The following is a 10,780-nucleotide window of genomic DNA, read 5'->3' on the forward strand; positions in this document are numbered from 1 at the left end:
TGCCGGACCGGGCCGGATCCCGTCGGGAGCGGCCGGTCGGGCCGGGCGGCGCGAGGCCGGGGTCGGGCGGGCCGGTCAGTAGGCGGCGGCCCGGTCGGCGTACCGCGGCGCGGGGGTGGTGCCGGCGGCGGCCGGGTAGGAGATCCGGTCCGGCACGCCGTCGGAGGTGTAGCGCTGCGCCGGCGCGGCGGCCAGTTGGTCCAGCCACACCGCGGAGCCGTAGCGGGCGTCCTCGCCGGTCGGGTCCTGCGACCTGATCCTCGGCGTGTTCGCCGGGTCGAACTCGGCCGCGAACGGCGACGGGGCCGGGCCCGCGCCGACCATCAGCACGCACACGTACTCGTACGACCCGCTGTCGGCGGCCCCGCGCAGGGCGAGCGCGCCGTTCGCGGGGGCCGCGCCGAACGGCAGCGCGAGGCTCGTCACCCGGTGCCCCGGCACGGCCCGCTGGATCTCGGCCTGCCCGGACGCGATGGCCTCCTGCGCGCCCCGGTCGTCGGTGGACGAGAGGTTGGTGTGGTCGCGGGTGTGGTTGCCGATCTCGAAACCGTGCTCGTGCAGCCAGCGCAGGGCCGCGCCGTCCGGCGACGCGAACGGCCCGGCGTTGACGTACAGGCTCGCCACGGGCCGGAAGCCGGGGTGCCGGGCGGCCACGTCGAGCAGGATCGCGATCGCGGTGCCGGGGGCGGGCTGCCCGTCCGGGCCGAGCGCGAACTGGGACGCGTCGCCGTCGTCGAAGGTCAGCACCACGGGGTGCGCGCCGGCCGGGAGGTCGATCCGGCCGGTGGCGTACTCGGTGGTCGTCACCGGCACGTACCCCTCGGCGGCCAGCCGTTCCAGCTCGGCGCGGAACGCCGCCGGGGTCCGGTCGTAGACCGAGGTGGGCTGGTCGGTGAGCCGGTGGTACATCAGGATCGGCACCTGGCCCAGCTCGTTGGCCCCGACCGCCGCCGGGTCGGGCGGGGCGGCGGACGACGGGGCGGCGGACGAGGACGGCCCGGGGAGCTGCGCGGCGGCGTCCCGGGGCGGCTCGGACGCCGGGTCGGCGGCGCACGCGCAGCACAGGGCCGCGACGAGGGCCAGGACGGTGGCGGCGGACGTGCGCGGCGTGCTGTTCACCCCCGGATGGTTGCTCGTCCCGGACCACCCGACACGCTTGTACACCCCATCGGATGACCTTCCGTTTGGCGCACCGCTGATCGGCTAAGCAGCAGTTGGCCGATGCCACGTCCCAGATCGGAGTCGCCCGATGTCGGAGTCGCCCCGGAAGTTCAAGCGCGTGCTCATCCCGGCCGTCGGGGTGGTGGCGCTGCTGCTCGTCGCGGGGGTCGTGACGACGATCGTCTACGGCCGCGGCGTCGGGCTCGCCGTGGCGGAGCTGGGCGACGGGACGGCTGTCACTCCTTCGGGGGTCGAGCGCGTGTCCATCACCACCGCGGAGGTCGGCGGGCTCGACCGTGTCACCGTGCACGTGGACGGACAGCCGGTGGAGGCGCGACGCGCCGACGGCCGCATGACGTTGACCGGGGTCAAGCTCGCCGAGGGCAGGCACACCCTGTCCGTGCGGGCCGCCAACCCGCTGCCCTGGATGCCGGACGTGGAGGTGCAGCGGGAGTTCACCGTGGACGCCACGCCGCCGTCGCTGAAGGTGGACGCGGCCGAGGCCGAGTCGCCGCGCGGCCCGGTGACGGTGAAGGGCGGCGCGGACGGCGCGCAGTCGGTGAAGGTCGGCGACAAGACCGTGCCGGTGCGTGACGGGAAGTTCGAGGCGTCGCTCGACTCGGTGCCCGACCGGGTGCAGGTGGAGGCCACCGACGCGGCCGGCAACGCGCAGCGCCAGGAGGTCGCGGTCAAGGTCACCCACCCGGGGATGCGCGCGGTGCACATGAGCGCCGCCGCGTGGGCGACCGCGTCCCTGCGCGACCCGGTGCTGGCGATGGCGCGCGAGGGCCGCATCGACACCGTGCAGCTCGACATCAAGGACGAGAGCGGCGAGATCGGCTACGACTCGCAGGTGCCGCTGGCCCGGCAGATCGGCGCGAACCGCAACTACTACGACGCCAAGGCGGTGATCGACGAGCTGCACGGCCTCGGCCTGCGGGTGGTCGGCCGGCTGGTGGCGTTCCGCGACCCGGTGCTCGGCAAGGCGTCGTGGCAGTCCGGCGCGCGGGACCGGGTGGCGCAGAACTCGTCCGGCGCGCCCTGGTCGGCGCACTACGGCGAGTACGCGTTCACGAACTTCGCCAACCCCGAGGTCCGCGACTACAACATCGCGATCGCCAAGGAGGCGGCGTCGCTGGGCTTCGACGACATCCTGTACGACTACGTGCGGCGGCCGGACGGCCCGCTGGGGCAGATGGTGTTCCCCGGCCTGGCCACCAGCCCGGAGCAGTCGATCGTGGAGTTCCTGCGGGACAACCGGGCGGCGGTCCGCCCGCTGGGCGCGTACCTGGGCGCGTCGGTGTTCGGCATCGCCGCGCACAGCCCGGGCGACGTGGCGCAGGACATCCCCGCCATCGCGGCGCACGTGGACTACGTCTCGCCGATGGTCTACCCGTCGCACTGGGGTCCGGGCGAGTACGGCGTGGGCAACCCGAACGCCCAGCCGTACGAGATCGTGCGGGCCTCGGTGGCCGACTTCGTCGGGATGACGCAGGGCACGGGGGCGACGGTCATCCCGTGGCTGCAGGCGTTCTCGCTGGGTGTCGCCTACGGCCCCGGCGAGGTGCAGGCGCAGGTCCGGGCGTCGGCGGAGGCGGGAGCGCCCTCGTTCCTGCTGTGGAACGCGGCCTGCACGTACGGCTCGGCCGGTTTGGAGCCCGCATGAGGGTGCTCCCGCTGGTCCCCTACCTGGCCGGGGTGTGCCTGGCCGCGACCACCGTCGTCGCGTTGGACGTCGGTTCGGCCGCGCGGTCGGCCTCCGTGGCGTGGCCGTCGGCGGGTGTCGTGCCGTCGGCCGCGCCGCAGAGCGCGGCGCGCAGCACGCCGGCGGTCGACGGGTTCCGCGCCGGGGCGGACCTGCCCGACGGGCCGCCGTTCCCGGAGCGCGGCGCGGGCACGTGGCACGTCGTGCCGCCGCCGGGGGCGGGCGGCGCGGCGGGCACCCCGTACGTGGTCGAGGTCGAGGACGGGGTCGTGCTGCCGCAGGGCGACGACTGGTTCGCCGCCGTGGTGGACTACGCGTTGCGGCACCCGCGCGGGTGGTCGGGTCGGCACCCGTTCCGGCGGGTGGGCGGCGACGTGGAGCCGGAGCTGCGGATCCGGCTGACGTCGCAGGCGACCGCGCGGTCGCTGTGCGGGTTCGAACTGCCCTACGACACGTCGTGCCGGATCGGTTCGGCGGTGCACCTCAGCACGGCCCGCTGGTTCCGCGGCTCGCACACCTACGGCCGGGACCTGTGGCGGTACCGGCTCTACGCGGTCAACCACGAGGTCGGGCACTTCCTCGGGCTGGGTCACGAGGTGTGCCCGCAGGACGGCGCGCCCGCTCCGGTGATGATGCAGCAGACGTTGAGCGCGGACAACGACGTGCTGGCGTCCATCACGACGGGCAGCGACCAGGGGGTCGTGGTGGTCCCGGACGGCAAGTCGTGCACCCCGAACCCGTGGCCGGCGCCGTGAGGCGGTCCGCGGCGACCGGCCCGGTGCGCCGCGCGGGTCGGTGGGGTCGGATCGGCCGAATCCCGGCAGCGGTCACGGCGGCCGCGTCACGGCGGCCCGGCGAGCGCGGCCCAGCTCAAGCCTGCCCGGCCGGCTCGGCCGGCCCGTTCCGGCCGGCCCGGCTCGGCCGGCCCGGCTCGGCCGGCCCGGCTCGGTCAGGGCGGTCCGGTCAGGGCGGTCCGGTCAGGGCGGTCCGGTCAGGGCGGCCGGGTCGGGATTCCCAGGACCGGGCGGCCACCGTCGCACGGACGCGCCTCCGCGCGACGGTGACCTCGCAGATCGCCGACCCCGGCGGGCGGGGTGTCGGTGATCGACGCTTCCCGGGTGCTCACCGCTTCGCGGCGACCAGGTCCCGGTACCAGTGGAAGCTCGCCCGCGGGGTGCGGACCAGCGTCTCGTAGTCCACGTGCACCAGGCCGAAGCGGTGCTTGTAGCCGTGCGCCCACTCGAAGTTGTCCAGGAACGACCACACGAAGTAGCCGCGCACGTCCACCCCGGCGGTGATCGCGTCCCAGGCCGCCGCGAGGTGGCGGCGCAGGAAGTCGATGCGCTCCTGGTCGACGAACCCGGGGTTGTCCGGGTACACGCAGCCGTTCTCGGTGATGTACACCGGCGGCAGGTCCGGGTACCGCTCCTTCAGCCCCACCAGCGTGTCGGTCAGCCCCTGCGGCTCGACCGGCCAGTTCATCGCGGTGCGCGGGACGTCCGGCAGCCGGCTGGTGTCGATGCCGATGTCGATCGACGTCCGGGTGGCCGGGTTCGGGTCGCGGTGCGGCGCGTCGGCCACGTGCTGCCGGTAGTAGTAGTTGATGCCCACGTAGTCCAGCGGCGTGGAGATCAGCTCCAGGTCGCCGTCGCGCCGGAACGACAGGTCGGTGACGCCCGCGAACGTCTCCTCGTAGTCCTCGGGGTAGCGCCCGGCGAACAGCGGCTCGGTGAACTGGCGGCGCAGCAGCAGGTCGTGCCGGCGGGCCGCGGCGACGTCGGCTTCCGAGGAGGTGACCGGGACCGACGGGGACTGGTTGAGCACGATGCCGAACTCGTGGCCGGGCGTGCCGCGCATCGCCCGCACGGCGAGGCCGTGCGCGACCAGCAGGTGGTGCGCGGCGGCGAGCGAGCCGTGGCCCTCCCGCGCGCCGGGCGCGTGCCGGCCCTCGCCGTAGCCCACGATCGAGGACACGTACGGCTCGTTGAACGTGGTCCACTTCGACACGCGGTCGCCCAGCGCGTCGTGCACGACCACCGCGTACTCGGCGAACCGCTCGGCGGTGTCGCGGGAGCGCCAGCCGCCCAGCTCCTCCAACGCCTGCGGCAGGTCCCAGTGGTACAGGGTGAGGAACGGTTCGATGCCGCGTTCCAGCAGCCCGTCGACCAGCCGCTGGTAGAAGTCCAGCCCGCGCCGCTCGACCCGGCCCGCGCCCGTCGGCAGGACCCGCGGCCACGACACGGAGAACCGGTAGGCGTCCACGCCCAGCTCGCCCAGCAGCGCCAGGTCCTCCGGCAGCCGGTGGTAGTGGTCGCACGCGACGGCTCCGGTGTCGCCGCCCGCGATCGCGCCCGGCACCGCGCCGAACGCGTCCCAGATCGACGGTCCTCTCCCGTCGGCGTCCACGGCACCTTCGATCTGGTAGGCCGATGTGGCGACGCCCCAGCGGAACCCTTGGGGGAAGTCGGTCAACTGAAACTCCTAGTCGCGGATGCGCCGGCCGTCCGGTCGCGGCGCGGTCGAGGGGAGGTGCCCGGTGGGGACGAGCGGGGCGAGGAGGACGTCACCCCTTCAACGCCCCCTGCATGATCCCGCCGACGATCTGCCTGCCGAACAGCAGGAACACCACGAGCACCGGCACGGTGCCGATCGTCGCGGCGGTGAGCACGAGGGTGTAGTCGGTGGTGTAGCCGCTGGCCAGGGTGTTCAGCGCGGTCTGCACGGTGGGGTTCTCCGGCGTCAGCACGACCAGCGGCCAGAAGAAGTCGTTCCACGCCTGCATGAACGTGAACAGGCCGAGCACGGCGGCGGCGGGCCGGGCGGCGGGCAGGACGACGTGCCAGTACAGGCGCAGCGAGCTGCACCCGTCCATGCGACCCGCCTCCAGCAGCTCGTCGGGCACGGCCCGCTCGAAGTACTGCCGCATGAAGAACACGCCGAACGCCGTGACCAGGCCGGGCACGATGACGGCGTGGATCTCCCCGGCCCAGCCGAAGTCGCTCATCATCATGTAGAGCGGGATGACGCCCAGCTCGGTCGGCACCGCCTGGGTGGCGACCACGACGAGCATGAGCGCCGACCGGCCGCGGAACCTGAGCTTGGCGAAGGCGAACCCGGCCAGGGTGGAGAAGAACACCACCGACAGCGTGATCGTGCCCGACACGATCAGCGAGTTCATCATCGCCAGCGCGAAGTCCGACTGGTCGAACACGCGGGAGATGTTGGCGAACAGGTTGCCGCCCGGCACCAGCACGGGCGGCACGCTGCTCACCTTGTCCGGCGTCTGCGAGGACACCACGAGCGACCAGTACACGGGGAACGCCGACCCGGCGAGCACCGCGATCAACGCCGCGTAGGTCCACGGTCCGGGCAGCCGCACCGCCCGGCGCCCGCGCCGGGCGGGTGGCGGTGCGGCGGGCGCGGGCCGGTCGAGCACGCTGGTCATGGTGTGGCTGCCCTTTCAGTCGGTCCGGATGCGGCGCGCGGCCAGGTAGCTCAACCCGGTGATCACGACCGTCGCGATGAGCAGCAGCCACGCGATGGCCGACGCGTAGCCGAAGTCGAACTTCGCGAAGCCCTGCTCGTAGAGGTAGAGCGCGGCGGTCTGGAACTGCCGGTCCGAGCCGCCGGTCGCGGCGGCCGCGCCGGGGTTGAACAGCAGCGGTTCGGCCAGCAGCCGCATGTTGCCCGCGGTGGCGATCACCGTGGAGAAGATGATCTGCGGGCGCAGCATCGGCACGGTGATCCGCCAGAACTGCTGCCAGCCGGTCGCGCCGTCCAGCCGGGCCGCCTCGTACACGCTGGTCGGGATGGCCTGCATGGAGGCCAGGAAGATCAGCGCGTGGTAGCCGGTCCAGCGCCACACCACCATCGCCGCGATGGCGGTGTGGGAGCTGGCCGTGCCCGCCTGCCAGTCGATCCGGCCCGCGCCGAACAGGTCCAGCACCCAGTTGATCAGCCCGAAGTCCCGGCCGAACAGCTGGGCGAAGATGATCGTCACGGCCGCCACCGAGGTGATGTTCGGCAGCAGCACGCCCATCCGGAAGAACGTCCGGCCGCGCAGCCGCCGGTTGAGCAGCTGCGCGATGCCGAGCGCGAACAGGATCTGCGGGACCGTGGTGAGCAGCCACAGGCTCAGCGTGTTGCCCATCGCGTTCCAGAAGTACGGGTCCGCGGTGAGCAGTCGGACGTAGTTGTCCACGCCGACGAACGTGGCGGCGTCGCCGTCGAGCAGGTTGCGGTCCTGCAGCGACACCCACGCGGTGTAGAGCAGGGGGAACAGGCCGAACACCGCGAACAGCAGGAAGTACGGCGCGATGTAGGCGTAGGGCGCGTACCGGATGTCCCACCGGTGGCGGCGTTCGCGCCAGTCCGTCTTCATCAGTCCTCGAGCCTCTTGACGTCGGAGACGAACTGCTGCCACGACTCGTCGGCGCTCTGCTTGCCCTGCTCGACGCGCTGCATGGCGTTGCCCATCTCGGTCTGCACGTCGCCGGCCTTCGGGCCCTGGTACTGGGGCTTGAGCGCGCGTGCGGCGTCGGTGAAGACCTTGCCGGTGGGCGCGTTGTTGAAGAACGGGTCCTGCTTCTGGGCGACCGACTGCTCGCTGTAGAGCTTCGGCGTGGACGGGAGCAGACCGGCGGTGGCGAACACCTTGGCCTGCTGCTCGGGCGCGGTGAGCCAGGTGACCAGCTCGACGGCCTTGTCGACGTTCTTGCCCTGCTTGGGCACGGTCAGGTAGGAGCCGCCCCAGTTGCCGCCGCCGCCGGGCACGTTCGCGAGGTCCCACTTGCCGGAGGTCTCCGGGGCCTGGTCCTTGATCTTGGCCATCATCCACGCCGGGCAGGCGAGGGTGGCGAACTGGCCCTGCTTGAAGCCGGTGTTCCACTGCGGGGTGCTGTGCAGCAGGCCCGCGGACAGGCCGTCGGCCACGCCCTGCGCGACCAGGTTCCAGCCGTTGCGGATGTCGGCGTTCTCCCCCACCACGATCTTGTCGTTCTTGTCGTAGTAGCCGGTGGGGGCCTGGCCGACGATCGCGTTGAGCACGGTCGGGCCGCCGTCGAAGAACTTGGCGCCCGCGGGCGCCTTGGCCGCGAACTGCCTGCCGGTCTCCATGAACTTCTCCCAGGTCGGCCACAGGGCCGAGACCTGGTCGCGCTCGGTGGGCAGGCCGGCGGCCTCGAACAGGTCGCGGCGGTAGCAGATGGCCAGGCCGCCGACGTCGGTGCCGTAGCCGATCTGCTTGCCGTCCTTGGACAGCGAGCCCTCCCACTTCCAGTCCAGCCAGCGGTCCTTGATGTCGGACTTCAGCTCGACGAACTGGCCGGGGTTGGCCTTGAACTGGTTGATGTAGCCCACGTCGACGGCCTCGACGTCGGCCGCGCCGTTGTTCGTGGCCAGGTGGGCGGCGAGGTTCTTGTGGTGGTCGGAGTAGGAGGCGGTCCGGTCGGTGATGTCGATGTCCGGGTGCGCCTTCTCGTACTCCTCGAACAGCTGCTGGTAGCCGAAGTTGCCGAACAGCCCGATCGTGATCCTGGTCTTGCCGTCGCTCGCGCCGCTGCCGCAGCCGGCGAGCACGCTCGCGGCCAGCAGGGCGGCGCCGACCAGGGCCGGAGTTCGTCTCATAACGCGGCTCTCCCTCTCCATCTCCAAGCGGGCCGTTTTCGGGCACGCCGGACTCACGTGGGGTCTGTCCGGGGGTTTCCGGCGAATTCGACCGGGTTGTGGGCCCGGCCGGTGTGGTCTACATGACAGCCGTGGGCCGCGATACCGTCAAGTAACGAACCGATAACCTGACCGTTCCAGGACTTCGACGTTTCCGCAGGTGGTACCGTGTCCACCCTGGTCAGGACCCACCGGCCGGAGGACTGAAACCGGTTACAAAGAAAGGGCGGGAGATGACCACGATCCGTGAGATCGCCCAGCTGTGCGGGGTGTCGGTGGCGACCGTTTCGCGCGTTTTCAACCAGCCGCTGACGGTGAGCAAGGAAAAGCGCGAAGTGGTGGAACGGGTGGCCCGCGAGCTGGACTACCGGCCCAACGAGTCGGCCCGCGCCCTGGCGACCAAGAGGTCCGGGCTGATCGGCCTGGTGTGGGACACCGACCACCGCAGGCCGGGGTGGCGGCACCCGTACCTGCAGGAGCTGCTGATCGGGCTGAAGTCGGCGCTGAGCGCGCACGGCTACCACCTGCTGATGCTCGCCACGAGCGGTTCGGCGGCGTTGCGGGCGGTGGGCGCGTCGCTGGCGGACCCGGTCGCGTACGTGAACATGACCCGCCGCCACCACCTCGGCGGGCTGGTGCTCATCGACAGCGGGTCGGACGCGCCGGCGTTCGCCGCGTTCGCCCAGTCCGGGCTGCCGTGCGTGGCGGTCGACGTGGCCGTGGACGGGCCGCGCGCGACCTACGTGACGTCGGACAACGTCGGCGGCGCGGCGATGGCGGTGCGGCACCTGGTCGACGCCGGGCACCGCCGGATCGCCACCGTCACCGGCCCGCGCGCGAACCGGCCCGCGGCCGACCGGCTGGAGGGCTTCCGCGCCGCGATGGCGGAGGCGGGGCTGGCGCTGCCGCCGGAGTACGTGGTGGAGGGCGACTTCTACCGGCCGAGCGGCCAGGCGGCGATGCGGTCGCTGATCGCGCTGCCCGAGCCGCCGACCGCCGTGTTCTGCGCCGGCGACGAGATGGCGGTGGGCGCGTTGCTGGCCGCCCGCCACGCCGGGTTGCGGGTGCCGGAGGACGTGGCCGTGGTGGGGTTCGACGACATCGAGCTGGCCGCCCTGGTGGACCCGCCGCTGACCACGTTGGCGCAGGACAAGGCGGGGATCGGGGTGGCCGCGGCGCGGGCGGTGCTGACCATGGTGCACGGCGGCGAGAAGCCGGGGCCGGCGTTCCTGCCGACCAGGCTGGTGGTGCGCGCCTCCAGCCGGTGACCCGGCGTCGGCACTTCGGGCATCGGCACTTCGGTCGTCGGCGCTTGGGGCGTCAGCACGCCGGCGGCGGGCTGCTGCCGGGCGGGCGGAACTCCAGCCGCAGCGAGTCCGTGCGCGGGACGACGAACGCGGTGCCCGACGACGACCGCCACGTGGCGGGCAGGAACACGTACTGGCCGCCGGACTGGAGCAGCAGCTTCAGCCCGTCGTAGCGGTACCTGTAGGCGCTGTCGGGCTGCGCGCAGGCCACCTGGCGCACGCCCTCGCCGGCCAGGTCCAGGCCCTGCGCGCTGTAGACGACCACGTCGGCCATCTCCGGTATGCGCGCCTCGACCTCGTACCCGCGGCGCGTGCCCACCGAGGCCGAGTAGTCGCCGACGGCCCAGAACAGGCCGATCGCGACCAGCAGGAACGCGGCCACGGACTCCACGACCCCGAACGCCGCGCCCCGGCGCGCGGTGGCGCTCCACCGCCGCCACGCGAACGCCAACAGCACCACGCCGATCGCGAACCCCAGCCCGGGCAGGCCCGGGTAGGCGCGGAACGGCTCGGGGTTCACCGTGATCGGCACCGTCACCGCGAGCAACGCCAGCCCCACCACGGCGGCGACGGGCGTGCAGACCCGCAGGAACGCCGCCCACGCGCGCGGTGACAGCCGGGCGCGGAGGTAGCGGGCGGCGAACGTGACGACCAGGACGGCCATCGCGAGCCCGGCCAGGGGCATGAACAGCCCGTCCGCGCCGCGGGCCAGCACCTCGTCCGCGGTCTGGCCGAGCAACGTGTAGTGCACCCGGAAGTGGGCGAAGAACACCTGCGTCGCCACCAGGCCGAAGAAGTACAGCAGGGCAGTGAGCAGGGTCGTGTTGGGGGCCCCCCCGGCCCACACCCCCCCCCCCCCCCCCCCGCCCCGCGGGGGCGCGCGCGGGGGGGGGGCGCCCCCCGCGGCGGGGGGGGGGGGGGGGGCGGGCCCCACCCGCCACCC

9 protein-coding genes are annotated in these 10,780 nt (G+C 73.0%); 3 read left to right on the forward strand and 6 right to left on the reverse strand.

Going from position 1 to position 10,780, the window contains the following annotated elements; genetic code table 11:
* Positions 1–75 precede the first annotated feature (75 nt).
* Positions 76–1,119, reverse strand: a complete 1,044-nt coding sequence (locus ACFXGA_RS26295; protein WP_378092146.1) for a polysaccharide deacetylase family protein — start codon at positions 1,117–1,119, stop codon at positions 76–78.
* 130 nt (positions 1,120–1,249) lie between these two features.
* Between ACFXGA_RS26295 and ACFXGA_RS26300 the strand changes: the two genes are divergently transcribed.
* Together ACFXGA_RS26300 and ACFXGA_RS26305 are read left to right on the forward strand one after the other, a co-directional pair.
* Positions 1,250–2,827, forward strand: coding sequence for a putative glycoside hydrolase (locus ACFXGA_RS26300; RefSeq protein ID WP_378092148.1), 1,578 nt, complete (start codon positions 1,250–1,252; stop codon positions 2,825–2,827).
* On the forward strand, positions 2,824–3,621 hold the full coding sequence (locus tag ACFXGA_RS26305; RefSeq protein WP_378092150.1) for a DUF3152 domain-containing protein: 798 nt from the start codon (positions 2,824–2,826) through the stop codon (positions 3,619–3,621). The genes ACFXGA_RS26300 and ACFXGA_RS26305 overlap by 4 nt, the downstream gene beginning before the upstream one ends.
* A gap of 367 nt (positions 3,622–3,988) precedes the next feature.
* On the opposite strand, the gene ACFXGA_RS26310 is transcribed toward ACFXGA_RS26305, so the two are convergent.
* The 4 genes from ACFXGA_RS26310 to ACFXGA_RS26325 form a co-directional block, all read right to left on the reverse strand.
* On the reverse strand, positions 3,989–5,338 hold the full coding sequence (locus ACFXGA_RS26310) for a GH1 family beta-glucosidase (RefSeq protein ID WP_378092152.1): 1,350 nt from the start codon (positions 5,336–5,338) through the stop codon (positions 3,989–3,991).
* A 91-nt stretch (positions 5,339–5,429) separates the two neighbouring features.
* Positions 5,430–6,311: a carbohydrate ABC transporter permease gene (locus tag ACFXGA_RS26315; protein ID WP_378092154.1), complete on the reverse strand. Its 882-nt coding sequence runs from the start codon at positions 6,309–6,311 to the stop codon at positions 5,430–5,432.
* A gap of 15 nt (positions 6,312–6,326) precedes the next feature.
* On the reverse strand, positions 6,327–7,247 hold the full coding sequence (locus ACFXGA_RS26320; RefSeq protein ID WP_378092156.1) for a carbohydrate ABC transporter permease: 921 nt from the start codon (positions 7,245–7,247) through the stop codon (positions 6,327–6,329).
* Complete coding sequence (locus ACFXGA_RS26325) at positions 7,247–8,491, reverse strand: extracellular solute-binding protein (RefSeq protein ID WP_378092160.1); 1,245 nt, start codon at positions 8,489–8,491, stop codon at positions 7,247–7,249. Before ACFXGA_RS26325 ends, ACFXGA_RS26320 begins: the two co-directional genes overlap by 1 nt.
* Before the next feature lie 272 nt (positions 8,492–8,763).
* Between ACFXGA_RS26325 and ACFXGA_RS26330 the strand changes: the two genes are divergently transcribed.
* Positions 8,764–9,798 (forward strand): LacI family DNA-binding transcriptional regulator, encoded by a 1,035-nt coding sequence (locus ACFXGA_RS26330; protein ID WP_378092162.1) that lies wholly within the window; start codon positions 8,764–8,766, stop codon positions 9,796–9,798.
* Positions 9,799–9,850: 52 nt separating this feature from the next.
* Here the strand turns inward: ACFXGA_RS26330 and ACFXGA_RS26335 are convergent, their stop codons facing one another.
* On the reverse strand, positions 9,851–10,684 hold the full coding sequence (locus tag ACFXGA_RS26335) for a hypothetical protein (RefSeq protein ID WP_378092164.1): 834 nt from the start codon (positions 10,682–10,684) through the stop codon (positions 9,851–9,853).
* Positions 10,685–10,780 lie beyond the last annotated feature (96 nt).

This window comes from Actinosynnema sp. NPDC059335, assembly GCF_042752395.1.
Classification (GTDB): Bacteria; Actinomycetota; Actinomycetes; order Mycobacteriales; family Pseudonocardiaceae; genus Actinosynnema.

Excerpts from the sequence above, each read along its gene's own strand:
- ACFXGA_RS26305 (WP_378092150.1), top strand. The coding sequence starts at position 2,824 with ATGAGGGTGCTCCCGCTGGTCCCCTACCTGGCCGGGGTGTGCCTGGCC.
- ACFXGA_RS26330 (WP_378092162.1), top strand. The coding sequence starts at position 8,764 with ATGACCACGATCCGTGAGATCGCCCAGCTGTGCGGGGTGTCGGTGGCG.
- ACFXGA_RS26320 (WP_378092156.1), bottom strand. The coding sequence starts at position 7,247 with ATGAAGACGGACTGGCGCGAACGCCGCCACCGGTGGGACATCCGGTAC.
- ACFXGA_RS26300 (WP_378092148.1), top strand. The coding sequence starts at position 1,250 with ATGTCGGAGTCGCCCCGGAAGTTCAAGCGCGTGCTCATCCCGGCCGTC.
- ACFXGA_RS26325 (WP_378092160.1), bottom strand. The coding sequence starts at position 8,491 with ATGAGACGAACTCCGGCCCTGGTCGGCGCCGCCCTGCTGGCCGCGAGC.
- ACFXGA_RS26315 (WP_378092154.1), bottom strand. The coding sequence starts at position 6,311 with ATGACCAGCGTGCTCGACCGGCCCGCGCCCGCCGCACCGCCACCCGCC.